Genomic DNA, 24,198 nt, shown 5'->3' with positions numbered 1-24,198 from the left:
GCCCCGGGCTGACTCTTTCAAGGACTGTCGTCGCGCCTCTGCGTCGCCAGACGCTCAGCCAAAGCATCCACTCCCTCTTCCGGTTTTTCCGGCAGCGCCTTCAGGGTTGCCTGCATCACGCGCATCTGCCGCATGAAGCGCCGGCAGTTGCGGCAGAACAACAGGTGATGACGCACCATCAGCGTCTCGCGAAAGCTCAGTTGGCCATCAAGATAATCGCTGGATCGTGCCACTTGCTCCTTGCAGGTCAACATTCTCCCGTCTCCTCAAAATGTTCCACGGTCGCAAAGACCTTCAAACGTGCCCGGTGCAGCAGCACGCGGACATTGGAGAGCGAAATCTCCAGAAGATTACAGATCTCTTCCAGCTCCAGGCCCTGGCGTTCGCGCAACAGCAGGACACTGCTCTGCAACTCGGACAGACTCAGCAAGGTGTGTTCGAGGCATTCGCGCAGTTCGTTTTCGGTGAGTAGCGCTTCGGGGGTGTCCTGATGCCAGGCAAATGGCGCGACCAGCCAGTGGCCATCGCTGGAAGAGAAGCGATCGTCACCGATGGTGCCGTGAGGTGATGGCAGGTCGTCGAGCAGGACTTCCCGGCGATTGAGCTTGTAGCGACTCTTGGCCGAATTGGCGGTGATGGTCAGCAACCAGGTCTTGAGGCTGGACCGGCCTTCGAAACTGGCTAGATGGCGCACCACCGACAGCCAGGCATCCTGCACCACTTCCTCGACATGACGCTGGCCGACAATCGCATAAGCCACAGCGCGCATAGCGCTCTGATACGTGGTGACCAGTTCCTTGAAAGCCTTTTGCTCACCCGCCAGCAGGCGCGTGAGCAGTTGGGTGTCGTCAGCCGCCATCCATCAATCCCCTTGTCCGGACTTCGAAAATGAACGCGGCAGGTGTTCACCTGCCGCGACGTCCGAAAAATTACAGCGTTTCAATCGCTTCGGATGTAGGAAAGATCGACGCGATTAAGGGGAAATTAACCTGTTTCAGCGCTTGCGCAGCAACACGCTACCGATCGAATAACCGGCACCGAAGGAGCTCAGCACCGCCAGCGAACCCGAGGCCAGATCATCCTGGTATTTGTGGAAGGCAATGACCGAACCGGCCGAGCTGGTGTTGGCGTAGCTGTCGAGAATCACCGGGGCTTCTTCTTCGGTAGCTTCGCGGCCGAGCAGCTTGCGCACGATCAGGTGGTTCATGCTCAGATTGGCCTGGTGCAGCCAGAAACGCTTCACGTCGCCGACGTTGAGCTGGTTCTCTTCCAGGTGCTCGCCAATCAGCTCGGCGACCATCGGGCAGACATCCTTGAACACCTTGCGGCCTTCCTGCACGAACAGCTTGTCGCGGGCACCGATGCCCTCTTCCGCCGCTCGGTTGAGGAAGCCGAAGTTGTTGCGGATGTTGTTGGAGAACTTGGTCAGCAATTTGGTGCTGACCACGTCGAACTGGTACTCGGAGGTCGCCAGATCCGCGCGTTCGATGATCACCGCAGTCGCGGCATCACCGAAGATGAAGTGGCTGTCGCGATCACGGAAGTTCAGGTGCCCGGTGCAGACCTCCGGGTTGACCATCAGGATCGCCCGCGCCTGGCCCAGTTGCACGCTGTTGGCGGCGGCCTGGATGCCGAAGGTGGCGGAAGAACACGCCACGTTCATGTCGAAACCGAAACCTTCAATGCCCAGCGCTTCCTGGACTTCGATGGCGATGGCCGGGTACGCGCGTTGCAGGTTCGAACAGGCGACGATCACGCCGTCGATGTCGGCGGCGGTTTTGCCGGCTCGTTGCAGGGCTTGTTCAGCCGCGCCGACGGCCATCTGGCAGAGCACCGACCATTCGTCGTTGGAACGCTCGGGCAGGCGCGGGGCCATGCGTTGTGGATCGAGGATGCCGTCCTTGTCCATGACAAAGCGGCTCTTGATGCCCGAGGCCTTTTCGATGAACGCGGCGCTGGATTCGGTCAGGGCCTGGACTTCACCGCTCGCAATGGCCTCGGCGTTATCGGCGTTGAACTGGGCGACGTAGGTATTGAAAGACTGCACCAGCTCTTCGTTGGAGATGCTGTTGGCCGGTGTGTACAGGCCGGTGCCGCTGATGACGACGTTATGCATGGTCGTTTCTCTAATCTGTTCAGGCAGAAAGTGCTGGAACCGTCGTACCAACACGCAAAGGGTCTATTCCCATCCGGGGGACGCAAACCTGGCATCGTTTTATTCCGCAGCGCGACACGGCCGAAGGCTCTGGGTCGCGAAACGGCGGGTTATGGTGGCGAAGTTTGCCATAAACCCGAGGTTTTGGCGCCGTTCTCAAGCACAACTGCCATTCACTCCATGAACTCAACTCTGTGGCGAGGGGATTTATCCCCGTTCGACTGCGAAGCAGTCGCCAACCCACCACGCTCGGTATCTGATGAACCGAGGTCGCAGGTTTTGGGGCGGCTTCGCCACCCAACGGGGATAAATCCCCTCGCCACAAAGCCCGCGTCCAAAGGGGGACTGTGTATGGCTGCAGGTCAGGGCTCGACCTGGCTCCACTGTTTGTTCAGGCGCTTGTCGGAGATCGGCACTTTGGTGCCCAACTGTTGCGCGAACAACGACACGCGGTATTCCTCCAGCCACCAGCGGTACAACTCCAGCTGCGGATCGCGCTTGCCTTCCTGCGCATGCTTGGCCGCGCGGGTCTGGTATTGCGCCCACAGGCCAGCGAGTTCGCCACTCCAGACGCGATCCTTCTGCACCTGTGCGCCGAGTTTCTCGAAACGTTGCTCGACCGCTTTCAGATAACGCGGCAACTCCTTGAGCCACTGCATCGGCGTTTCGCGGACGAAACCCGGATAGACCAGATTGCCGATCTGCTGCTTGATGTCGTTCAACGCCACTGCCTGGGCAAGATCGATCTTGCCCTTGAAGCGTTTTTGCAGACCGTGCCAGATCTTGAGGATTTCCAGCGTCAGCCGCGCGACCCGCTCGGCGTGCTCAGTCCAGCTGCCACGCTTGCGCTCGGCCAATGCCGCCAACCCGGCGCCATCACGGGGCAACGGGTCCTCCCCTTCGAGAATGCAGCTGTCGAGGCTGGCCAGCAGAATGTCTTCGACCAGCGCATCGACCCGGCCCAGCTCACGATAAAGCAAGCCCAGTTCAGTCTGCCCGGGCAACTTGCCGCGCAGGAACTTGGCCGGCTCGGCCAGTTGCTGCATCAACAAACGCTGCAAGGCCCGACGATGCTGGAACTCGGCTTCGGCCGGGGTCGAGAAGCGCCCTTCCTTGACCGCGCCGCCCTCTTCCACCAGCGCCGGGTACACCGTCATCGACAGCCCGGCGATCTTCTGCTGGGTCTTTTCCGCCACTGGCGCGAAGACTTTCGCCTCCACCGGTTGCTGACTTTTCGCACTCTGCGGCACCGCCAGCGCGGCCTGGCTGGCTTCGGCGAAGCGTGCGGTCAGCTCAGCCAGGTCGCGGCCTTCGCCAAGGAACTTGCCCTCGCCGTCGACGATTTCCAGGTTCATGCGCAGATGGCTTTCAACCTGCTGCGCCGCTTCCGCCCACGCCTCATCGCTGACTCGCGCGCCGGTCATGCGCAGCAGCTCGCGACCGAGCGCTTGCGGCAGCGAACCTTCGGCGAAAGTCATGCGCTGCAACGCGGCCTTGATGAAGTCCGGCACCGGCACGAAGTTCTTGCGCAGGGCTTTCGGCAGGTTGCGCACCAGAGCAATGCACTTGGCCTCGATCAGGCCCGGTACCAACCATTCCAGACGCTCCGGCGGCAGCATCGGCAGCAGCGGCGCCGGCACGCGCAAGGTCACGCCGTCGCGCGGGTGATTGGGTTCGAAATGGTAGGTCAGCGCCAGTTCCAGATCGCCGATGTGCAACGTATCCGGGTATTCACGGGCGGTGACTTCACTGGCCTCGCGAGCCAGCACGTCTTCTTCGCGCATGATCAACAGCTGCGGATCTTTCTGGCTGTTGACCTTGTACCAACTGTCGAAGGTCGCGGTCTGGTGGATCTCCGCCGGCAGACGCGCATCGTAGAAGGCGTACAAGGTTTCTTCGTCGGCGAGAATGTCGCGACGGCGAGCCTTGGCTTCCAGTTCGTCGAGCTGTTCGAGCAGTTTCTGATTGGCGCTCAGGCATTTGGCCCGCGACTGAATCTCGCCGCGCACCAGGCCTTCGCGGATAAACAGCTCACGGGATACCACCGGATCGACCGGGCCGTAATGCACCGGGCGACGACCGACGACGATCAGGCCGAACAGGGTGATCTGCTCGTAGGCGACGACCTGGCCGCGCTTCTTTTCCCAATGCGGCTCGAAGTGGTTCTTCTTGATCAGGTGCCCGGCCAGCGGTTCGATCCAGTCGGCGTCGATCTTGGCGACCATGCGCGCGTAGAGTTTGGTGGTTTCGACCAGCTCAGCAGTCATCAGCCACTGCGGACGCTTCTTGCCGATGCCCGACGACGGATGAATCCAGAAGCGCCGTTGCCGCGCGCCGAGGTAATCGCCGTCTTCGGTTTTCTGGCCGATCTGGCTGAGCAATCCGACCAGCACCGCTTTGTGCAGCTTCGGATAATCCGCCGGCTCCTTGTTCAGGCTCAACTGCATGTCGCGGCAGATCAGGCTCAACTGACGATGAGAATCACGCCACTCGCGCAAACGCAGGTAATTGAGGAAATTCTTCCGGCACCAATTGCGCAGCGGATTGGCGGTCAGCGCCTGACGCTGTTCTTCAAAACCACGCCACAGATTGACCTGCCCGGCGAAGTCGGAATCCGGATCCTTCCATTGCGCATGGGCCTGATCCGCCGCTTGCTGACGCTCCGGTGGACGTTCGCGCGGGTCCTGAATCGACATCGCACTGGCGACGATCAGCACTTCCTGCAGACTGCCGAGCTTGGCCGCTTCCAGCAGCATGCGGCCCATGCGCGGGTCGACCGGCAAGCGCGCCAACTGGCGACCGAGTGGTGTCAGCTGACTGTTGCGATCCACCGCCGACAGCTCTTGCAGCAGGTTGAAACCGTCGCTGATTGCCTTGCCGTCCGGCGGTTCGATAAACGGGAAAGCGGTGATTTCACCGAGGCGCAGATGGAGCATCTGCAAAATAACGGCGGCGAGGTTGGTGCGCAGAATTTCCGGATCGGTAAATTCCGGGCGGCCGAGGAAATCCTCTTCGCTGTACAAACGCACGCAGATGCCCGGCTCGACCCGCCCGCAACGACCTTTACGCTGATTGGCGCTGGCCTGGGAAATCGCTTCGATCGGCAAGCGCTGAACCTTGGCCCGATAGCTGTAACGACTGATTCGCGCGGTGCCGCTGTCGATCACATAGCGAATGCCCGGGACGGTCAGCGAAGTCTCAGCGACGTTGGTCGCCAGCACCACGCGGCGGCCCGGGTGCGACTGGAAAATGCGCTGCTGTTCCGCCGGCGACAGGCGCGCGTACAGCGGCAGGATTTCGGTGTGCTTGAGCTGGGCCTTGCGCAGCATGTCGGCAGCATCGCGAATCTCCCGCTCGCCGGGCAGGAACACCAGCACATCGCCGGGGCTGCGTCGTTCGCTGCGCTCGTAGGCGGCGATTTCGTCGAGGGTGGCGAGAATCGCCTGATCGACGGTCAGGTCATCCTCGACCCGGTTGCCCTCTTCGTCCTGCTCCAGGGTCAGCGGCCGGTACCAGGTTTCCACCGGGAAGGTACGGCCCGATACTTCGACGATCGGCGCGTCATCGAAGTGCTTGGAGAAGCGCTCCAGATCGATGGTCGCCGACGTGATGATGACCTTCAGGTCGGGACGGCGTGGCAGCAGGGTTTTCAGGTAACCGAGGAGGAAATCGATGTTGAGGCTGCGTTCATGGGCTTCGTCGACGATGATCGTGTCGTAGCGTTCCAGATAACGATCGTTCTGGGTTTCCGCCAGCAGAATGCCGTCGGTCATCAGCTTGATCAGGGTGTTGGCATCGCTCTGATCCTCGAAGCGCACCTGATAGCCGACCAGCGCACCGAGCGGCGTGCCGAGCTCTTCGGCGACACGGCTGGCGACACTGCGCGCGGCGATCCGACGCGGCTGGGTATGGCCGATCAGACCGTGCTGGCCGCGCCCGATTTCCAGACAGATCTTCGGCAACTGGGTGGTTTTACCCGAGCCGGTTTCGCCAGCGATGATCAGCACCTGATGTTGTTCGAGGGCCTTTTTGATCTCGTCGCGCTTGGCCGCGATCGGCAAACTGTCGTCGTAACGAATCACCGGCAGGCTCGCGCGGCGCGCCAGCACCTGATCACAGGATGCCTGCATCCGCGCCACCCACTGGGCCAGTTTGGCCTCGTCGGGTTTCTTGCGCAGCTCAAGCAACTGCCGCCGCAGCCGGTGACGGTCGGCGAGCATGGCGTGATCGAGGTTTTTCAGCAGTTTGTCGATGGAGGGCGATTCGTCGGTCATCGGGTAGGCAATTCGGTCGTCTATTTATGCAGGGGGCGGATTGTGGCAGAAAAGCAGCTGCAAGCGCCAAGCTACCAGCCGCAAGTCACTGCGGCTTTCAACTTGCAGCTTGAAGCTTGCCGCTTGCAGCTGCGTCTTGTTATTCGTTATCAAGGCCCTTGCGCCGGTATGGGAAGACGTCGATAACCTTCCCCGCCCGAATCGCCTCCTGCAAGCCCTTCCAGTAATCGGCGTTGTACAACTCGCCATGCAATTGATCGAACAATTTCCGCTGGCCCGAATCGGCAAACAGGAACGGCGGAAACTCTTCGGGAAACACGTCCAGCGGTCCGATCGAGTACCACGGCTCGGAGGCCATTTCGTCCTCCGGCGTGCGCGGTTGCGGGATGTGGCGGAAGTTGGCTTCGGTCAGGAAACAGATTTCGTCGTAATCGTAAAACACCACGCGCCCGTGACGGGTGACGCCGAAGTTTTTCAGCAGCATATCCCCGGGAAAAATATTCGCCGCCGCCAGCTGCTTGATCGCCAGGCCGTAATCCTCAAGCGCTTCACGTACCTGGGCGTCGTTGGCATTTTCCAGATACAGATTGAGCGGGGTCATCCGGCGTTCGGTCCAGCAGTGGCGGATCAGCACGGTTTCGCCTTCGACCGAAACCGTCGACGGCGCCACCTCAAGCAGTTCTTCGAGGCACGCCGGATCGAACTTGCTCAGCGGAAAGCGAAAATCAGCAAACTCCTGGGTATCGGCCATACGCCCGACCCGATCGACGCTTTTCACCAGACGATACTTTTCGATCACCGTGGCCCGGTCGACGTTTTTCGACGGCGAAAAGCGGTCCTTGATGATTTTGAACACAGTATTGAAACCCGGCAGGGTAAACACGCTCATGACCATGCCGCGCACGCCCGGGGCCATGATGAACTGGTCGTCGGTATTGGCCAGGTGATTGATCAGCGCGCGGTAGAACTCCGACTTGCCGTGCTTGTAGAAGCCGATCGAGGTGTACAGCTCGGCGATGTGCTTGCCCGGCAGGATGCGCCGCAGAAAACCGATGAACTCTGCCGGCACCGGGACATCGACCATGAAATACGAACGGGTGAAAGAGAAGATGATCGACACATCGGCTTCGTCGGTGATCAATGCATCGATCTGAATACCCCGACCTTCGCGGTGCAACAGCGGAATCACCAGCGGCCATTGCTCGTCGCGGGTGTAGATGCGTCCGACCAGATACGCGCCCTTGTTGCGGTAGAGCACCGAGGAAAATAGCTCGACACTCAGCTCCGGGTCCTTGCACACCCAGTCCGGCAGGTTCTCGCGCAATTGCGCTTCGAGCCGCAGCAAGTCGCCGGGCAAATCAGCGTAATCCTCGCTGAAGCGGTAATCGGCGAAGATGCTGGCGAGCATCCCGGACAACTGGCCCTGCGGCTTGTACGTACGGGTTTGCGCGGCGCGGGCACGGCGCAGGCTCGGGCGCGTGGTGTGGATGAACATGCAGCCGTCGCTGATCAGGTCGTGGCTGAACAGCCCGCAAAAAATCGAGTTGTACCAGGTTTCGGACAGCTCATCGTCGAAGCGCAGGTCAATCACACTGATGTAGGCGCTTTTCACCAGCGGCCAGCAGCTGACGTTCATCAGGGTTTCGTCATCGAAATACTCGCGCAGGCGAGCGACGGTTTCGCCAACCTTTTCTTCGTACAGACTGATCCGCGCCGCCGAGGCGACCTGCGCCTCCTGCCAGCGCGCCTGTTCGAAGCGCTCCCGCGCACCATCGGTGATGCGGCGAAAATGTTCGCGGTAATCGTCGAAGCCGGCGAGGATCATCCGCGCGATCTCGGTGGCTGGCCATTGCTGCGACATAAATGAAACCTCGGCGGAAATTCGGTTGGTCTGAGCTTAGTCACGGAAACGCTCGCAGGAAAAGCGCAATTTCTGCCAAAACCGATACAGCGCTGACCGTTGACGGGATTTCTCGCGCAGGTAAATCCCGAGGCAGAATTAAAAGCCCGAATAGCGGTTGCCATGATCCGGACGCTCGGCAACACTCTCGTCCCGATCAAGGAAGGAGCCCGCCGTGAGCCCTGTCGATATTTTCCGTATGTTGTCGCTGGCCGCTATCTGGGGCGCGAGTTTTCTGTTCATGCGCATCATTGCCCCGGTGATCGGCACGATCCCGACCGGGTTCTTCCGCGTGTCGATTGCCGCTGCCGGGCTGCTGGTGATCCTTGGGCTGATGCGCATCAGCTGGGACTTCAAGGGCAAGCTGAAGACCGTGATGCTGCTGGGCGTGATCAACTCGGGGATTCCGGCGACGCTGTATTCGGTGGCGGCGCAAGTATTGCCGGCCGGCTACTCGGCAATCTTCAATGCCACCACGCCGCTGATGGGCGTGCTGATTGGCGGCCTGTTTTTCAGCGAAAAACTCACAGCGGCCAAGCTCAGCGGTGTGTTCCTCGGCCTGTTCGGCGTCGGCGTGCTGACACGCGCCGGTCCCGTGGCCTTCGATCTGCAACTGCTGATGGGCGCGGTCGCGTGCCTGCTGGCGACCACTTGTTATGGCTTTGCCGGTTTCCTCGCGCGGCGCTGGCTGGATCAGGCCGGTGGGCTGGACAGCCGTTTGTCGGCACTGGGCAGCATGCTCGGGGCGACGTTGTTTTTGCTGCCGCTGTTCGCCTACAGCACCATCACCGCGCCGCCGGTCAGCTGGGGCGGCTGGCAGGTCTGGCTGTCGCTGCTCGGCCTGGGCCTGGGTTGCACGGCGTTTGCCTACATCATCTATTTCCGCCTGCTCAGCTCGATCGGCCCGGTGAAATCGATGACCGTGACCTTCATGATCCCGCCGTTCGGCGTGTTGTGGGGGGCGTTGCTGCTGGATGAGCCATTGTCGATGGCGCACATTTATGGCGGGGTGCTGATTGCGGCGGCGTTGTGGCTGGTGTTGAAGCCGGCGGTGGTGAAGCCTGCAAACTCGTCAGTCCGTTAAATTTTCTGCCGCAGATATTCGCGAGCAGGCTCGCTCCCACAGAAAAATACATTCCAATGTGGGAGCGAGCCTGCTCGCGAAAGGCGGCGCAACAAGCGCCACCTGCCTATCGGCTATCCGGTTTTACGGAACACAAATACCAATCCAACAATAATCAGCAGCATCCCCAGCACACTCAACGCCGCCAAGCGATTACCGAAAATAAGGTAATCCATCACCGCCGTCACCGCCGGCACGAGATAGAACAGGCTGGTGACATTCACCAGATTGCCCCGCGCGATCAGTCGATACAGCAACAGCGTCGCCAGCACTGAAACCACCAGGCCCATCCATAACACCGGGACAATAAAGCCTGCGCTGTGCTCGAAGTGAAACGGCTGGAACGGTACGAACACCGCGCACAGCAACAGGCCGGCCAGGTACTGCACTGGCAGCGTACCGAGCGGATTGTCGGTGATGCGTTTTTGCATGATCGAGCCGAGCGTCATGCTCGCCAGCGCCAGCAAACCAAACAGCATGCCCCCCCAGGACATTCCAGCCAGACCGATCCCTTGATAAACCACCATGATCAGCCCGGCCAGGCCCAGCGCCAGGCCGAACAGGCGGCTCGCCGAACGCTGCCGTTCCATCAAGACCACGGTAAGGATCGGCTGAACGCCCATAATCGTCGCCATCACCCCCGGTGTGACTTTGCTGTTCAACGCCAGCAGATAAAAAATCTGATAGGCGCCCAACAGCACCACACCGGTGGCGATCGCGAACAGCATCGGCTTGCCACCCTTGGGCAACTTCAATCTCAGCAGCGGCGCCAGCAAGACCAGCCCGCACAGGGCGATGGCGAAGCGAATCAGCAGAAAGGCAAAGGGCGAAGCATGGGCGAGGCCCCATTTGGAGAAAATTGCCCCGCTGCTCCACAGCAGAACGAACAGGCTCGTGGACGCCGCCGCGAGCGCGGATTGTTTCGAAAGGACAAACATGAATACCACCTGTAGTCAGGCAAGAAGCCAACTCAGCCGAAGCTGAAATTCAGTAGGTTTTTCTGGCGGGCGCGGGGGCAGCAGAAACTGCCGATCAGCCCCGAACACCAACGCCCGGCGGCGAAACGACTGCGCACACCGGCGTGCTACTGACAGGTGGAGGGTAATGACTGATCTGCACAGGCTGCCGATTCCCGCACGGCACGACGCCAGCGTTGACCGCTGAATCGACTACCGCGTTGATGAGGGATGCAGGCATGAATGCTGATCTTTATTGAGGAAATGAACTCGCGAGCCAGGCGGCTCGCGGGGGCTGACTATAACCAGCCCAGGACACAGATTGCAATGACTTGGGCAATGGGCCGGTAGCGACAGTGCGGCGTCGGGTGATTAGGGTAAATGGCGGTGGCAACGGGTTGTCAGGAGACATGGAATGCAAGAGATCACATGCCAAGGGAACGGACGTATTTGCGGTATCAGGTTTATCGGTCGGAGGCGAGGAAGCGGGCCGCTTCGCACATTGCCGGCTTACAAGGCCAACTCAAGGCGGCCGACGCTTCGATTATGGATGTATCCCTGATTCGATTCGAACCGATAAACAATCATGCGCTTCATGCTTTTGAGCTATGGGAAGAACCCTGCTTTTTCTGGCATGAAGTCATCGCGTGGAAATCACGTGAACCACGCGCACTGGACATCTCTATCTGGTTCGACGGGCAGCTCTGCGGCCTGTGTTTTGCGAACCCGAACAATAGTCGACGAAGATTACGAGTTGTGAGATTGGAAGGGCGCCCTGGCGGAACCCATCCTTTGAAAAACAGGATAGGACTGCTAGCGATGATAATTATTGAACAATACGCGCATTTCGTTGGCTGCGATGTTATCGAAATACAAGAGCCGCTGGACGGTGCGATACCCGTTTATCAGAAGCTGGGTTTCAGCTACGACATCGAAGGCCGCCTTGTCAAAACCTTGGAGAATCCAGTACTGTGAAAGCCAATCAATTACTGATCAAACCGGGAGGCAACATGAAAAAAGCGAAACATAGACCTCCCGAAGCACTGGTCAGATCGCTGAAAACCAAAAGACTGGCTGATCATGAATTGACCGCTAATCAACGGCGTCTGTTGCAACTGCTGATCACCGGTATCGAAGATGAGCCCTCGGTGCTGGCCGCTGGCCGATTGTGAAAAAACCGCTCCTCAGGAGCGGTTTTTTATTTCTGAGCCAGCCTCAACCAAACAACCAATACCCCAGCAACGTCAGCACCAGCACCGCCAGCACCGGGCGCATTACGCGGTAGGCCTTGGGATGGCGGCGCTTCCACTGCTTGACCACGCCGCTAAAACGGTCGCTGAAGTTCTTGCTCCAGGCATAAGCCTGGTTGATGCCGCCAACGCGTTCGTCATCAAGATTCTGCGGCGCGGTGGCGCGGCCGAGCCAGCCGCTGATGAAGCGATTGATCCGGGTCATCAAGCGGTTGCTCAGCGGACGTTCGATGTCACAGAACAGAATCACTCGAGTCTGATCGGTTTCATTCTTGACCCAGTGCACGTAGGTCTCGTCGAACATCACGTCATCGCCGTCGCGCCAGGCGTAAACCTGACCGTCGACGAAGATCCGGCAATCATCGGAGTTGGGCGTCGACAAACCGAGGTGATAGCGCAGCGAGCCGGCGAACGGATCGCGGTGCGGGTTGAGGTGACTGCCGCCCGGCAGCAGCGCAAACATCGCGCCCTTGACGTTGGGTATGGCGCTGACCAGCGCCACGGTTTTCGGGCAAAGGGCTTCGGCCGATGGCAGCGGTTTGTCGTACCACTTCAGATAGAACCGCTTCCAGCCCTTCTTGAAGAACGAACCGAAACCGGCATCGTTGTTCTTCTCGGCGGCGCGAATGTAGCCCTCGTCAAACAGGTGCATGGCTTCGTCGCGGATGGTTTCCCAGTTGTCGCGCAGTACATCCAGCTCCGGAAACTTGCTGCGATCCAGATACGGTCTGGATGGCACTGCGGAAAACAGGTACATCAACGCGTTGTACGGAGCGAACAGTGCGGAGTGGTTGACGAACTGGCGCAATACCGGCAAACGCGCCTTGCCGCGCAAATGCACATAGAGCGTGCTGCCCAGAAACAGCAACAGCACAAACGCCTTGGCGGCAAACGAAACGGTCATCAACGACTCCTTGAATAAAGACAACGCTGCGCAATGCCCTTTACCCGGCATGGCAGCCGGCCATGATAAACACTACCGGCTCCGGGAAAAACCCGCCTGACACAAGATTCAGTGTTAAGCATTACGCAACAAAGCCTTTATTAACATGCAGCGCCTGAACCCTGGCTGACTTGAATCAACAGGCTTACTGCTGGTTCTCCTGCTCGGTAAACAGGTCACTGAACAGCATGCTCGACAGATAACGCTCGCCCGAATCCGGCAGCACCACGACGATGGTTTTACCCTGCATCTCTGGTTTCTCCGCCAGACGCACCGCCACCGCCATGGCGGCACCGCAGGAAATGCCGCACAAAATCCCCTCTTCCTGCATCAGGCGCAGAGCCATGGCCTTGGATTCTTCATCGGTCACCTGCTCGACGCGATCGACCATCGACAGATCAAGATTCTTCGGTACAAAACCGGCGCCAATGCCCTGAATCTTGTGTGGGCTCGGCTTGATTTCGGCACCGGCCAGAGCCTGGGTGATGACGGGCGAAGACGCCGGCTCGACAGCCACCGACAGAATCGGTTTACCGGCGGTGTTCTTGATATACCGCGAGACACCAGTAATGGTTCCGCCGGTACCTACGCCAGCCACCAGCACATCCACGGCGCCGTCGGTGTCGTTCCAGATTTCCGGGCCGGTGGTCTTTTCGTGAATCGCCGGGTTGGCCGGGTTATCGAACTGCGCCGGCATGAAGTATTTGTCGGCATCGCTGGCGACGATTTCCGCAGCTTTCTCGATGGCGCCCTTCATGCCCTTGGCCGGCTCGGTCAATACCAGTTCCGCGCCCAAGGCTTTAAGAACCTTGCGGCGCTCGATGCTCATCGATGCCGGCATGGTCAGCATCAACTTGTAGCCACGCGCAGCGGCAACGAAGGCCAGACCGATACCGGTGTTACCGGAAGTCGGCTCGACAATGGTCATGCCCGGCTTGAGTTTGCCGTTGCTTTCGGCGTCCCAGATCATGTTGGCGCCGATTCGGCATTTGACCGAGTAACCGGGGTTGCGCCCCTCGATCTTGGCCAGGATCGTGACCCCGCGCGGCGCGATGCGGTTGATCTGGACCAGCGGCGTATTACCGATGGAGTGGGCGTTGTCAGCGTAAATACGGCTCATGGCTGGGTCCTTATGCAGCGTTGAATTCAGCCTTCCAAGGTAAGCCCGTTGCCGATCACAGTCCAGTCGGGTCGAACGTCTGCAAACGCGCGGAGTCAATCGCTTTGAATCGTCAAGCCACACTCTTGAAGGAACAATGGCATGAAACGTCGTTACAGCTGGCCGCTCTGGACCCTGGCGGGTGTCGTGGTGCTGCTGGTCGCCCTGCATTTCGCCCTGCCCTATCTGGTACGCGACTACCTCAATGACAAGCTCGCGGACATGGGCGATTACCGCGGCCAGATCACCGATGTCGACCTCGCGTTGTGGCGCGGCGCATACAAAATCAACGGTCTGAAGATCGTCAAGGTCGATGGCAAGGTACCGGTGCCGTTCGTCGATGCGCCGTTGATCGATCTGTCGGTGAGCTGGCATTCACTGTGGTACGACCATGCCGTGGTCGCGCAGGTGCAATTCCTCAATCCCGAAATCAACTTCGTCGACGGTGGCCCCAACAAGCAGAACTCGCAGACCGGTCAGGGCACCGACTGGCGTGAGCAGTTGGGCAAGCTGCTGCCGATCACCCTCGATGAGGTGCAGATCAACGACGGCCGTATCACCTTCCGCAACTTCAATTCCAAGCCGCCGGTGAACATGAACGCCAGCAACGTCAACGCCAGCATCTACAACCTGACCAATGTGGTCGACAAGGAAGGCAAACGCGACGCCCGCTTTGAAGGCAAGGCTTTGCTGCTGGGCCACGCGCCATTGGAAACCACCGCCACCTTCGATCCGCTGAGCAACTTCGAAGACTTTGAATTCCGTCTGCGCGCCCGTGACATCGAGCTCAAACGCATGAACGACTTCGCCGCCGCCTACGGCAAGTTCGACTTCAACGCCGGTCACGGCGACGTGGTTATCGAAGCGAAGGCAGAGAAAGCCCGGCTCACCGGCTACATCAAACCTCTGCTGCGCGACGTCGACGTATTCAACTGGCAGCAGGACGTCGAGAACAAGAACAAAGGCCTGTTCCGCTCAATCTGGGAAGCGCTGGTCGGCGGCACCGAGACCGTGCTGAAAAACCAGAACAAAAACCAGTTCGCCACTCGCGTCGAACTCAGCGGCAATGTTCACCAGCAGAACGTCAACACCTTCGAAGCGTTTTTGCAGATTTTGCGCAATGGCTTCATCCAGGCATTCAATGCGCGATATGAGCGGCCGAAGCCGGATGACGCTTAATTTTTGCGGTTGACGACATATCGACCTGTGTCTTCGGCCGCTATCGATGAACGCTGTTGCAGCGAATCCCAGCCCAGACAGGCCAAGGCCAAAGAACGTGGCACTGCTTCACGCCCATTGCTGTAACGGCTGATGCTGCGAGCGCTCACACCGAGCGCTTCGGCCGCATCATTGAGAGAAAGTCCGGTACGGGCGCGCCAATCGATAAAAATGCGCGTGTTCTCATCCTGGGCATTCTGCGCTAGCGCATCCATATACAAGGTGTCTGCACCGATCTGTACGTCGGGTTCAATCCATTCAACGATCCAACCCTCGTCCCCCACTGCGGCAGTCGCAAAGACTTCGCGATCAAGCAGTGGCCGCAGACCTGGATAAGTATGAATATCCATCCCCAAATCAACTGTCAGTTCCTGACCATTGATAAATGTCAGCGCCAACCTGAAATCCGAAAGGACGTGCGCAGATCGCAGACGCGGCCGTTTCATGGGTAACATCGATTTTCTGCCTTTTTACTAACCGAGTAAGAAAGGCTATCGCCAAATCGGCGATACCAAAATACTGGCCATCCGCCGAGACTGAGTCAACATGTGACGCTCCATTCAGAGACTGAATAAGCCGTCTGCGTTCACAGTCGACCGGCGTGCGCGTTATAGTCGAGCATCCGATTATTTCGCCCCGCCCTGCCCGCAAGGTCAGCGTTACCGTTCGAGGATTTGCAGATGAAGTTCGAAGGCACCCAGGCCTACGTCGCCACCGATGACCTGAAGCTGGCGGTCAACGCCGCCATCACCCTGGAGCGGCCGCTGCTGGTCAAGGGTGAGCCGGGCACCGGCAAGACCATGCTCGCCGAGCAACTGGCCGAATCGTTCGGTGCCAAGCTGATCACCTGGCACATCAAGTCCACCACCAAGGCCCATCAGGGTCTGTACGAGTACGACGCGGTCAGCCGTTTGCGCGATTCGCAGCTGGGCAATGAAAAAGTCCACGACGTGCGCAACTACTTGAAGAAAGGCAAGCTCTGGGAAGCCTTCGAGTCCGAGGAGCGGGTGATTCTGCTGATCGACGAAATCGACAAGGCCGACATCGAGTTCCCCAACGACCTGTTGCAAGAACTCGACAAGATGGAGTTCTACGTTTACGAGATCGACGAGACCATCAAGGCCAAGAAACGCCCGATCATCATCATCACCTCCAACAACGAGAAAGAGCTGCCAGACGCCTTCCTGCGCCGCTGCTTCTTCCACTACATCGCCTTCCCGGACCGCAGCACCCTGCAGAAAATCGTCGACGTGCACTACCCGGACATCAAAAAGGACTTGGTCAGCGAAGCGCTCGACGTATTCTTCGACGTGCGCAAGGTACCGGGCCTGAAGAAAAAACCATCCACGTCCGAGCTGGTCGACTGGCTGAAACTGCTGATGGCCGACAATATCGGCGAAGCGGTGCTGCGCGAGCGCGATCCGACCAAAGCCATTCCGCCGCTGGCAGGCGCACTGGTGAAGAACGAACAGGACGTGCAACTGCTTGAGCGCCTGGCGTTCATGAGCCGGCGCGGCACCCGCTAAGAGGCTGCTGCCATGTTGCTCAACCTGTTCAACGAAATGCGTGCAGCCAAGGTACCGGTGTCGGTGCGCGAGTTGCTCGACCTGATCAACGCGCTGAAACAGCGCGTGACCTTCGCCGACATGGACGAGTTCTATTACTTGTCGCGGGCGATTCTGGTGAAGGACGAGCGGCATTTCGACAAGTTCGACCGCGCGTTCGGCGCCTATTTCAATGGCCTGGAGAAACTCGACGATCACTTGCAGGCGCTGATTCCCGAAGACTGGCTGCGTAAGGAATTCGAGCGCTCGCTGAGCGACGAAGAACGCGCGCAGATCCAGTCCCTCGGTGGGCTGGACAAGCTCATCGAAGAGTTCAAGAAGCGTCTGGAAGAACAGAAGGAACGCCACGCCGGCGGCAACAAGTGGATTGGCACCGGCGGCACCAGCCCGTTCGGCTCCGGCGGTTTCAACCCTGAAGGCATCCGGGTTGGCGACGCCGGCAAGCGTCAGGGCAAAGCGGTCAAGGTCTGGGATCAGCGCGAGTACAAGAACCTCGACGATTCGGTGGAATTGGGCACGCGCAATATCAAGGTCGCTCTGCGTCGTTTGCGCAAGTTCGCCCGCCAAGGTGCCGCAGAAGAACTCGACATCGACGGCACCATCGACCACACCGCCAAGGACGCCGGCCTGCTGAATATCCAGATGCGCCCGGAACGGCGCAACACGGTGAAGCTGTTGCTATTGTTCGACATCGGCGGCTCGATGGACGCGCACGTGAAGATCTGTGAGGAATTGTTCTCGGCCTGCAAGACCGAGTTCAAGCACCTGGAGTACTTCTACTTCCACAACTTCATCTATGAATCGGTGTGGAAAAACAACATGCGCCGCACTTCCGAGCGCACTTCGACTCAGGATCTGCTGCACAAATACGGCGCCGACTACAAAGTTATCTTTATCGGTGACGCGGCCATGGCGCCGTACGAAATCACCCAGGCTGGCGGCAGCGTCGAGCACTGGAACGAAGAGCCGGGTTACGTGTGGATGCAGCGCTTCATGGAGAAATACAAGAAGCTCATCTGGATCAATCCGTATCCGAAAGATACCTGGGGCTATACCTCGTCGACCAACATCGTCCGCGATCTGATCGAGGATCAGATGTATCCGCTGACGTTGCGCGGGCTTGAAGAAGGGATGCGGTTTCTTTCAAAGTAATCGTTAACACGACGAACGCCTTCGCGAGCAGGCTCGCTCCCACATTGGAATGCTTTTACCTGTGGGAGCGAGCCTGCTCGCGAAGCTTTTAGCGATCTTTAAAGCGCTGCAAATACTCGACATGCTCGCGGTGCGCGACGTCCTGCACTACCGGCCTCAATCTCACCTTCGCTCCCGGCAGGCATTGCGCCAATTGTGCCAGTGCCAGCGGCGTCAACGCGCCCAAGCGCGGGTATCCGCCAATGGTCTGGCGATCGTTGAGCAACACGATCGGTTGGCCATCGGGCGGCACCTGCACCGCGCCCAACGGAATCCCCTCGGAGATCATCGGCGCACCCTGATATTGCAGCGCCGCGCCGAGCAGGCGGATGCCCATGCGGTCGGCGCGACTGTCGATGGTCCAGGCGCTGTTGAAGACATCGAACAGGCTCTGCCCGCTGAACTGGCCGATCTGTGCGCCGAGCACCAAGTCCAAAGGCGCATGCGTTTTGAAATCCGGCCGCAGCGCCGAAGGCATTTCCCGTACTGCCAACGCTTCGCCGCTGTAACCGAGCGCCGCCCCTTTGGCGAGCGGAAGGCCCATGCCATCAAGTCCGCCCAATTCTTCGCGCAGCACCGTGGCACTGCTGCCCAGCACCTTAGGCGCAGTAAACCCACCGGGGGCCGCCAGATAAGCTCTAGCGCCAAGCAACGGCTGGGTAAATCGCAATGTCTGCCCTTTCGCCAATCGGAAACTGCGCCACGGCGCCAGCGGCTGGCCGTCAACCTGCGTGCCAAGATCCGCTCCTGCCAGCGCCAGCAGGCAATCCTCTTCAGCCACCACGGCAAAGCCGCCGAGGGTGATTTCAACCACTGCTGCATCCAGCTCATTGCCGAGCAGCCAATTGGCCCAGCTCATCGAACACCAATCCGCCGCGCCGCCCTGGGTCACGCCCAGATGCCGCACGCCAAACCGCCCGGCGTCCTGCAACAGGCACAGCGGCGTGCTGGCCTCGATCATCAATCGACTCATGCCAGCGCCTCCAGTGGGGTGTCATCGCCGCCCAAGCGTATGAATTCGGCGTGGTCGACCGCTTCGAAGCGCACCGTGTCACCGGGCTGCATCAGGCTGTAGCCGTCGCGATGGCGATCAAACAGTTGCGCCGGGGTGCGCCCGATCAGGTTCCAGCCACCGGGCGAGACCACCGGATAGGCAGCGGTCTGCCGCTCGGCGATACCGACGCTGCCGGCGGCGACTTTCTTGCGCGGTGTGTTCAAGCGCGGCGCGGCGAGCATTTCTTCGACCAGGCCCATGAAGGCAAAACCCGGCGCAAAGCCCAACGCGAACACCTGATATTCCCGTGCGCTGTGGCGACGAATCACCTCCTCCACCGCGAGACCGCTGCGTTCAGCCAGCAGTCTCAGTTCCGGGCCGACACTCAAGTCGTACCAGACCGGCAAGACGTGACACTGCCCACCGCTTCGCGCATTCGGCGTCAGATCGACCAGCGCTGCGGTGATCAATTCGCGCGCCTGCGCCGGACTCAACAGCGTCAGATCGTAATGCACCATCAACGTCGTATAGGACGGCACCAGATCGATCAGTTGTGCACCAAACGCCGTGCGCAAGCGCTCGCTGGCGGCGAGCAGCCACGGCATGTTGGCTTCGGCGATGTCATCGAACAGACGCAGCATCAGGCAATCCAGCGCCACCACTTCAACCCGTGGATTCATGACGCACTCGACTGCTGCAAGGCCTGACGAATACGCCGCACGGCGGCCACGGAACTGGCGTTGTCGCCGTGGACGCACAAGGTGTTGGCGCGCAGGTTCAAAGCGCTGCCATCGCTGGCGGTGAGCGCGCCGCCATTGGCGATGGTCAGCGCTTGCTCGATGATTTTTTCGGGATCGTGATGCACGGCACCGGGCAATTGCCGGGAGACCAGCCGGCCGGCGCTGTCGTAGGCACGGTCGGCAAAAGCTTCGAACCACAGGGTTACGCCGTATTCATCGCCGATCTGCTGCGCGGCAGCGTTGTCTCGGGTCGCCATCAACATCAGCGGCAGGCTGCGGTCATACGCGGCCACGGCCTGCACCACCGCGCGCAACTGCGCCGGGTTGGCCATCATGTCGTTGTACATCGCGCCGTGGGGTTTGACGTAACTCACGCGCCCGCCCTGCGCCTTGCAGATGCCGTCGAGGGCGCCGATCTGGTAATGCAGGATGTCTTGCAGCTCTTGCGCGGAATACGCCATGGAGCGCCGGCCGAATCCGACCAGATCCTGATAGGCCGGGTGCGCGCCAATCTGCACGCCGTGTTCGAGGGCCAGCGCCACGGTTTTGCGCATGATGCTCGGGTCGCCGGCATGGAAACCACAGGCAACATTGGCGCAATCGATGTAGGGCATGACCTCGGCGTCCAGACCCATGGTCCAGCTGCCGAAGCTCTCGCCAATGTCGCAATTCAATAGCAGGCGGCTCACGGTGAACACTCCTGTAGCTGCTGGTCTTTTTATCTGTAGGAGACTTCTGCGCAGGGTATCAGTTACTGCGCGTCGAGTTGCTTGCCACGGGTTTCCGGCAGGCTCAGCGCCGCCAGAATCACCACGCCGTAAGACACCGCCGCAAAGGCGCCGATGCCCATGCTCAATGGCACTTTCTGGCTGAGCAGGCCGATCAACAGCGGGAACAACGCCGCCAGTGCGCGGCCGATGTTGTAGCAGAAACCCTGACCCGAGCCGCGAATCCGCGTAGGAAACAATTCAGTCAGAAACGCGCCCATGCCGCTGAAAATCCCCGAGGCGAAGAAGCCCAGCGGAAAGCCCAGCCAGAGCATCACGCCATTGCTGACCGGCATCTGTGTGTAGAGCAGAACGATAGTGAACGAGCCGACGGCAAACAAAATGAAGTTCTTTTTCCGCCCCAGCAGGTCGGTCAGATAGGCGCTGATCACATAACCGACATAGGAACCGACGATCACCATCGCCAGATAACCACCGGTGCCGAGCACGCTCAAACCGCGCTCGTTCTTGAGGAAGGTCGGCAGCCAGGAGGTGATCGCGTAGTAACCGCCCAGCGCACCGGTGGTCAGCAAGGAAGCGCGAAACGTGTTGAAGAGCATGCCGGGGGCAAAGATCTCGTAGAACTTCGCCGGGTTCTCTGGTGTTTGTGCGGCTTTGGCTTCGCGATAGATCTCCGGATCTTTTACCAGGCGACGGACAAAAATCACGAATATCGCCGGCACGATGCCAAGGATGAACAGCGCCCGCCAGGCATCTTCCGCTGGCAATACCGAGAACAGCAACGCGTACAGAATCGCCGTCAGGCCCCAGCCCAGTGCCCAGCCGGATTGCACCATGCCCACCGCTTTGCCGCGATCCTTGGCGCGGATCACTTCACCGATCAGCACCGCGCCGGCGGTCCATTCACCGCCGAAACCGAAGCCCATCAGGGTGCGAGCGATCAGCAATTGTTCGTAGTTTTGCGCGAAACCGCAGAGTAAGGTGAAGAAGGCGAACCACAGCACCGTCAGTTGCAGGGTGCGCACGCGGCCGATGCGGTCGGAGAGAATCCCGGCGACCCAACCGCCGATGGCCGAGGCGATCAGGGTGCTGGTGTGAATCAGCCCCGCTTCGCCCGTGGTGATGCCCCACATCGCGATCAGCGTCGGCACGACGAAGCTGAGCATCTGCGTGTCCATGCCGTCCAGACCGTAGCCGATCTTGCAGCTCCAGAATGTGCGGCGCTCCTGCTGGTTGATGTTGCGGTACCAGTCGAAAGGCCCGGGGCGCGCCGCAGGCTTGGATAAAGGGAGGGTGTCGGGAGCACTCATGGCAAATCTCCGCAGGGCTTTTATTGGTCTTGTTCGAAGCTCCGACGACGCCTATCGTGGGAACCGGATGCGCCGATTTTTCGTCGCCCTGCCCTGCGCCGTCCAACGAATAAAAACCCGCCTTAGGCATAAGAAAAATTTGTCAGCCGAGCCTTGCCCATGAATCTGAAGTTTCTCGAGACCTTTGTCTGGGTCGCGCGCCTGAAGAGTTTTCGCCTGACCGCTGACAAGCTGTTCACCACCCAGGCATCGATTTCCAGCCGCATTGCGGTGCTCGAAGGCGAGCTGGGCGTAAAGCTGTTTTTGCGCGATTCACGCGGCGTCAGCCTGACCCCGGAAGGCCTGAAAGTGCTCGACTATGCCGAGCAGATGCTCGACACCATGGCGGCGCTGAAGCAGTCGATCGAGACCCGTTCGAGCAAGGTCGGGCGGGTGCGTATCGGCGTGATGGACACAGTGATTCATACCTGGCTTAGCCCGCTGGTGGCGCAGATGACCGATCTGTACCCACGGGTGGAAATCGAATTGGTCGCGGATACCGCGCTGAACCTCTGCGATCAACTGCAAAAAGGCTTCCTTGATCTGGTCCTGCAAACCGATCTGGTCCGTCACGAAAGCGTGCGCAGCCTAGAGCTGGCCAGTCATCCGCTGGGCTGGATCGTCGCCAGCAATTCGATCCACAACCGTGACTACGCCGACCTCGCCGAACTGGCGCAGGAGCGGATCATCACCTACTCGAAAAACTCACGACCGCATCAGGATATCGTCGCGCTGATGCAGGCCAGCGGCGTTATGGCGCCACGCTTGAATTGCGTGAACTCGGTGTCGGCGATCACCCGGTTGTTGCGCGATGGCTTCGGTATCGGCGCGCTGCCGCCGGTGCTGGTGACCGAGGAGCTGGCGCGCGGCGAATTGATCGTGCTCGACATCGAGCAGCGGCCGGCGAATCTGCCGGTGGTGGTGTCGTGGCGGGTCGGGGTTGAGTGGGTCGAAGAGATCGTGACGTTGTGTCAGCAGGTGCTAGCGGGGTATGCGCACAAGGTGGGCAAGGACTACATCACCCTTACTGAATGATCAGTGGCGAGGGGATTTATCCCCGCTCGGCTGCGCAGCAGTCGTGATTGCGGCCAACGCGGTCTTTCAGTGCAGGTTTTGGGGCTGCTGCGCAGCCCAACGGGGATAAATCCCCTCGCCACAGAACTCATTCACCACAGAACCCACTCACCACAGAACTCATTCACCACAAAACCCACTCACCCCAGAGCCCACTCCCCCCATAGCCCATTCACCACAGAGCCCACTCGCCACAGAATCCCCCATGCCATAAGGCCTCTCTTGCCAGAGAGGATTGAGCAAGTCTTACAAACCGCGCACGTCGCGATCTTCGATCGGTCGGCTCTGGCGCAGGCGGCGGCCGCCGAGGACGACCCAGTCAATCAGGCGGAACAGGCATTCGATGCCGAACGACAGCAGCAATGCGCCGCTCATGCCCCAGATCATCGCCTCTGGCGTCAGCAAAATCTGGTAGCTGTAGCCGTTCCAGGTTTCCTTGCGAATATCCGGATCGGCGGCCAGCACCACTTGCAGGAAACGCACATACCAAGGGCCTTGCATCGCCTGGAACTGCTTATCCAGCGCGACCTGGCGGGTGAGCAAAGTGTTAAGGCTGTCAGCATCGCTGCGGAAAATCGGGTCTTCGCTGGCCCGGTAATGCGCGACCAGCGCCTGCATATCGCCTTTGAAAAACTGATCGGCCGTGCCCTGGAAACCACGCAGACCGGTCTGCGCTTCGATCAGGTGTGCTTCGACACGTTGCGCGTAATCGTTGATGAACCCCGGCACCTGGACACCGATCAACAGGCCCGCCGCAAACAACACCAGCCGTAGATAACTGAGCAACATGGGTGCAAATCCTTATTCGGTCTTGCCCTGGCTGACGCATTCGCCGCGTCGCCACAGGCTCCATTGGCCCGGTTCGTAGCGGGTCCAGGTTTCGTTTTCGGTCAAAGGCTCGGTGGCAATCACCGTGACCACGTCGTTGGGCGTGGTTTCGGCCTGGAAGTCGACGATTACATCGACATCCTTGAGCCGCGCCGGGCCGAACGGGGCGCGTCGGGTGATCTGAGCCAGTTTGGTCGAGCAATAACAGAACAGCCAGTCACCGTCGCTGAGCAGGCAATTGAACACGCCTTTGCTGCGATATTCGGCGCACGCTGCGACCAGATCCGGCAGCAGCACTTCGATATCGACCGGTTCCGGAAACGCCGCGCGCACACGGTTGAGCAGATCGCAGAATGCCGCTTCGCTGTCGGTATCGCCGACCGGGCGGTAGAAGCTTTTGATTGGAATGAAGTCGGCGAGCTGGCCGTTGTGCGCGAAACACCAGTTGCGCCCCCACAGTTCGCGGACGAACGGGTGGGTGTTGGACAGGCAGACCTTGCCGACGTTGGCCTGGCGGATGTGGCCGATGACCACTTCGCTCTTGATCGGATAACGCTGCACCAGGTTGGCAACTTCCGACTCGCTGCTCGCTGCCGGATCCTGAAACAGCCGAAGGCCCCGCCCTTCATAGAAGGCGATGCCCCAGCCGTCGCGGTGCGGGCCGGTGCGGCCGCCGCGCTGCATCAGGCCGGTGAAGCTGAACACGATGTCGGTCGGCACGTTGGCACTCATGCCCAATAATTCACACATG

The 24,198-nt window shown here is 59.8% G+C and carries 22 protein-coding genes; 7 read left to right on the top strand and 15 right to left on the bottom strand.

Annotation, left to right across the window (positions count from 1 at the left end):
• Positions 1–17: 17 nt before the first annotated feature.
• From BXA01_RS23130 to aceK, 5 genes are all read right to left on the bottom strand, one after another.
• The gene (locus BXA01_RS23130; RefSeq protein WP_076566476.1) at positions 18–254 is read right to left on the bottom strand and encodes an anti-sigma factor family protein; all 237 of its coding nucleotides are present in this window, start codon (positions 252–254) and stop codon (positions 18–20) included.
• Complete coding sequence (locus BXA01_RS23125; RefSeq protein WP_041478829.1) at positions 248–859, bottom strand: RNA polymerase sigma factor; 612 nt, start codon at positions 857–859, stop codon at positions 248–250. The genes BXA01_RS23130 and BXA01_RS23125 overlap by 7 nt, the downstream gene beginning before the upstream one ends.
• A 135-nt stretch (positions 860–994) precedes the next feature.
• The gene (locus tag BXA01_RS23120) at positions 995–2,116 is read right to left on the bottom strand and encodes a beta-ketoacyl-ACP synthase III (protein ID WP_076566474.1); all 1,122 of its coding nucleotides are present in this window, start codon (positions 2,114–2,116) and stop codon (positions 995–997) included.
• A 401-nt stretch (positions 2,117–2,517) separates the two neighbouring features.
• Positions 2,518–6,429, bottom strand: coding sequence for an ATP-dependent RNA helicase HrpA (hrpA, locus tag BXA01_RS23115; RefSeq protein ID WP_076566472.1), 3,912 nt, complete (start codon positions 6,427–6,429; stop codon positions 2,518–2,520).
• 139 nt (positions 6,430–6,568) lie between these two features.
• Positions 6,569–8,290 (bottom strand): bifunctional isocitrate dehydrogenase kinase/phosphatase, encoded by a 1,722-nt coding sequence (gene aceK, locus BXA01_RS23110; RefSeq protein ID WP_076566470.1) that lies wholly within the window; start codon positions 8,288–8,290, stop codon positions 6,569–6,571.
• 214 nt (positions 8,291–8,504) lie between these two features.
• On the opposite strand from aceK, the gene BXA01_RS23105 reads away from it, so the two are divergent.
• A complete protein-coding gene (locus BXA01_RS23105) occupies positions 8,505–9,413 on the top strand; it encodes a DMT family transporter (RefSeq protein WP_076566468.1) in 909 nt (302 codons plus the stop codon).
• A 113-nt stretch (positions 9,414–9,526) separates the two neighbouring features.
• On the opposite strand, the gene BXA01_RS23100 is transcribed toward BXA01_RS23105, so the two are convergent.
• Complete coding sequence (locus BXA01_RS23100) at positions 9,527–10,390, bottom strand: DMT family transporter (protein ID WP_076566466.1); 864 nt, start codon at positions 10,388–10,390, stop codon at positions 9,527–9,529.
• A gap of 399 nt (positions 10,391–10,789) precedes the next feature.
• Here BXA01_RS23100 and BXA01_RS23095 point away from each other — a divergent pair, with 399 nt between their 5' ends.
• Together BXA01_RS23095 and BXA01_RS23090 are read left to right on the top strand one after the other, a co-directional pair.
• The gene (locus BXA01_RS23095; RefSeq protein WP_231990996.1) at positions 10,790–11,383 is read left to right on the top strand and encodes a hypothetical protein; all 594 of its coding nucleotides are present in this window, start codon (positions 10,790–10,792) and stop codon (positions 11,381–11,383) included.
• Positions 11,380–11,580, top strand: coding sequence for a hypothetical protein (locus BXA01_RS23090; RefSeq protein ID WP_076566462.1), 201 nt, complete (start codon positions 11,380–11,382; stop codon positions 11,578–11,580). The genes BXA01_RS23095 and BXA01_RS23090 overlap by 4 nt, the downstream gene beginning before the upstream one ends.
• Positions 11,581–11,623: 43 nt before the next feature.
• Here the strand turns inward: BXA01_RS23090 and BXA01_RS23085 are convergent, their stop codons facing one another.
• Positions 11,624–12,562, bottom strand: coding sequence for an aspartyl/asparaginyl beta-hydroxylase domain-containing protein (locus BXA01_RS23085; protein ID WP_039760974.1), 939 nt, complete (start codon positions 12,560–12,562; stop codon positions 11,624–11,626).
• Positions 12,563–12,746: 184 nt separating this feature from the next.
• Positions 12,747–13,721: a cysteine synthase A gene (gene cysK / locus BXA01_RS23080; RefSeq protein ID WP_076566460.1), complete on the bottom strand. Its 975-nt coding sequence runs from the start codon at positions 13,719–13,721 to the stop codon at positions 12,747–12,749.
• Positions 13,722–13,862: 141 nt separating this feature from the next.
• On the opposite strand from cysK, the gene BXA01_RS23075 reads away from it, so the two are divergent.
• Positions 13,863–14,939, top strand: a complete 1,077-nt coding sequence (locus BXA01_RS23075) for a DUF748 domain-containing protein (RefSeq protein ID WP_076566458.1) — start codon at positions 13,863–13,865, stop codon at positions 14,937–14,939.
• On the opposite strand, the gene BXA01_RS23070 is transcribed toward BXA01_RS23075, so the two are convergent.
• A complete protein-coding gene (locus tag BXA01_RS23070; protein WP_076566456.1) occupies positions 14,936–15,433 on the bottom strand; it encodes a helix-turn-helix domain-containing protein in 498 nt (165 codons plus the stop codon). The two genes, BXA01_RS23075 and BXA01_RS23070, sit on opposite strands and share 4 nt — an antisense overlap.
• Before the next feature lie 225 nt (positions 15,434–15,658).
• On the opposite strand from BXA01_RS23070, the gene BXA01_RS23065 reads away from it, so the two are divergent.
• The gene (locus BXA01_RS23065) at positions 15,659–16,504 is read left to right on the top strand and encodes an AAA family ATPase (RefSeq protein WP_076566454.1); all 846 of its coding nucleotides are present in this window, start codon (positions 15,659–15,661) and stop codon (positions 16,502–16,504) included.
• A 12-nt stretch (positions 16,505–16,516) separates the two neighbouring features.
• Positions 16,517–17,695 (top strand): vWA domain-containing protein, encoded by a 1,179-nt coding sequence (locus BXA01_RS23060; RefSeq protein WP_016771218.1) that lies wholly within the window; start codon positions 16,517–16,519, stop codon positions 17,693–17,695.
• Positions 17,696–17,783: 88 nt separating this feature from the next.
• On the opposite strand, the gene BXA01_RS23055 is transcribed toward BXA01_RS23060, so the two are convergent.
• From BXA01_RS23055 to BXA01_RS23040, 4 genes are all read right to left on the bottom strand, one after another.
• Positions 17,784–18,707, bottom strand: coding sequence for a biotin-dependent carboxyltransferase family protein (locus BXA01_RS23055; RefSeq protein ID WP_076566452.1), 924 nt, complete (start codon positions 18,705–18,707; stop codon positions 17,784–17,786).
• Entirely contained in the window at positions 18,704–19,408 is a 705-nt protein-coding gene (locus BXA01_RS23050) for a 5-oxoprolinase subunit B family protein (RefSeq protein ID WP_076566450.1), read from the bottom strand. The genes BXA01_RS23055 and BXA01_RS23050 overlap by 4 nt, the downstream gene beginning before the upstream one ends.
• A complete protein-coding gene (locus BXA01_RS23045; RefSeq protein WP_076566448.1) occupies positions 19,405–20,157 on the bottom strand; it encodes a 5-oxoprolinase subunit PxpA in 753 nt (250 codons plus the stop codon). Before BXA01_RS23045 ends, BXA01_RS23050 begins: the two co-directional genes overlap by 4 nt.
• Before the next feature lie 62 nt (positions 20,158–20,219).
• Entirely contained in the window at positions 20,220–21,506 is a 1,287-nt protein-coding gene (locus tag BXA01_RS23040; protein ID WP_076566446.1) for an MFS transporter, read from the bottom strand.
• A gap of 159 nt (positions 21,507–21,665) precedes the next feature.
• On the opposite strand from BXA01_RS23040, the gene BXA01_RS23035 reads away from it, so the two are divergent.
• Complete coding sequence (locus BXA01_RS23035) at positions 21,666–22,580, top strand: LysR family transcriptional regulator (protein ID WP_076566444.1); 915 nt, start codon at positions 21,666–21,668, stop codon at positions 22,578–22,580.
• A 285-nt stretch (positions 22,581–22,865) separates the two neighbouring features.
• Here the strand turns inward: BXA01_RS23035 and BXA01_RS23030 are convergent, their stop codons facing one another.
• Both BXA01_RS23030 and BXA01_RS23025 read right to left on the bottom strand, forming a co-directional pair.
• Positions 22,866–23,408 carry a DUF2937 family protein gene (locus BXA01_RS23030; protein WP_016771223.1) on the bottom strand — a complete coding sequence of 181 codons (543 nt, stop codon included), beginning with the start codon at positions 23,406–23,408 and terminating at the stop codon, positions 22,866–22,868.
• 12 nt (positions 23,409–23,420) lie between these two features.
• Positions 23,421–24,197 carry a class II glutamine amidotransferase gene (locus BXA01_RS23025; protein ID WP_039760955.1) on the bottom strand — a complete coding sequence of 259 codons (777 nt, stop codon included), beginning with the start codon at positions 24,195–24,197 and terminating at the stop codon, positions 23,421–23,423.
• Position 24,198: the final 1 nt, after the last annotated feature.

The organism is Pseudomonas sp. B10 (assembly GCF_900156235.1).
In the GTDB taxonomy this organism is placed as follows: domain Bacteria; phylum Pseudomonadota; class Gammaproteobacteria; order Pseudomonadales; family Pseudomonadaceae; genus Aquipseudomonas; species Aquipseudomonas siliginis.
The sequence above is the reverse complement of the archived record's forward strand: the minus strand, read 5'-3'. Positions and strand labels throughout refer to the sequence as shown.

What these genes read in the sequence shown, in the direction of transcription:
- BXA01_RS23100 (WP_076566466.1), bottom strand. Translation starts at nt 10,390, where the DNA reads ATGTTTGTCCTTTCGAAACAATCCGCGCTCGCGGCGGCGTCCACGAGC.
- BXA01_RS23125 (WP_041478829.1), bottom strand. Translation starts at nt 859, where the DNA reads ATGGCGGCTGACGACACCCAACTGCTCACGCGCCTGCTGGCGGGTGAG.
- BXA01_RS23095 (WP_231990996.1), top strand. Translation starts at nt 10,790, where the DNA reads ATGGCGGTGGCAACGGGTTGTCAGGAGACATGGAATGCAAGAGATCAC.
- hrpA (WP_076566472.1), bottom strand. Translation starts at nt 6,429, where the DNA reads ATGACCGACGAATCGCCCTCCATCGACAAACTGCTGAAAAACCTCGAT.
- BXA01_RS23085 (WP_039760974.1), bottom strand. Translation starts at nt 12,562, where the DNA reads ATGACCGTTTCGTTTGCCGCCAAGGCGTTTGTGCTGTTGCTGTTTCTG.
- BXA01_RS23040 (WP_076566446.1), bottom strand. Translation starts at nt 21,506, where the DNA reads ATGAGTGCTCCCGACACCCTCCCTTTATCCAAGCCTGCGGCGCGCCCC.
- BXA01_RS23065 (WP_076566454.1), top strand. Translation starts at nt 15,659, where the DNA reads ATGAAGTTCGAAGGCACCCAGGCCTACGTCGCCACCGATGACCTGAAG.
- BXA01_RS23130 (WP_076566476.1), bottom strand. Translation starts at nt 254, where the DNA reads ATGTTGACCTGCAAGGAGCAAGTGGCACGATCCAGCGATTATCTTGAT.
- BXA01_RS23070 (WP_076566456.1), bottom strand. Translation starts at nt 15,433, where the DNA reads ATGTTACCCATGAAACGGCCGCGTCTGCGATCTGCGCACGTCCTTTCG.
- BXA01_RS23030 (WP_016771223.1), bottom strand. Translation starts at nt 23,408, where the DNA reads ATGTTGCTCAGTTATCTACGGCTGGTGTTGTTTGCGGCGGGCCTGTTG.
- BXA01_RS23060 (WP_016771218.1), top strand. Translation starts at nt 16,517, where the DNA reads ATGTTGCTCAACCTGTTCAACGAAATGCGTGCAGCCAAGGTACCGGTG.
- BXA01_RS23075 (WP_076566458.1), top strand. Translation starts at nt 13,863, where the DNA reads ATGAAACGTCGTTACAGCTGGCCGCTCTGGACCCTGGCGGGTGTCGTG.
- cysK (WP_076566460.1), bottom strand. Translation starts at nt 13,721, where the DNA reads ATGAGCCGTATTTACGCTGACAACGCCCACTCCATCGGTAATACGCCG.
- BXA01_RS23025 (WP_039760955.1), bottom strand. Translation starts at nt 24,197, where the DNA reads ATGTGTGAATTATTGGGCATGAGTGCCAACGTGCCGACCGACATCGTG.
- aceK (WP_076566470.1), bottom strand. Translation starts at nt 8,290, where the DNA reads ATGTCGCAGCAATGGCCAGCCACCGAGATCGCGCGGATGATCCTCGCC.
- BXA01_RS23120 (WP_076566474.1), bottom strand. Translation starts at nt 2,116, where the DNA reads ATGCATAACGTCGTCATCAGCGGCACCGGCCTGTACACACCGGCCAAC.
- BXA01_RS23050 (WP_076566450.1), bottom strand. Translation starts at nt 19,408, where the DNA reads ATGAATCCACGGGTTGAAGTGGTGGCGCTGGATTGCCTGATGCTGCGT.
- BXA01_RS23055 (WP_076566452.1), bottom strand. Translation starts at nt 18,707, where the DNA reads ATGAGTCGATTGATGATCGAGGCCAGCACGCCGCTGTGCCTGTTGCAG.
- BXA01_RS23035 (WP_076566444.1), top strand. Translation starts at nt 21,666, where the DNA reads ATGAATCTGAAGTTTCTCGAGACCTTTGTCTGGGTCGCGCGCCTGAAG.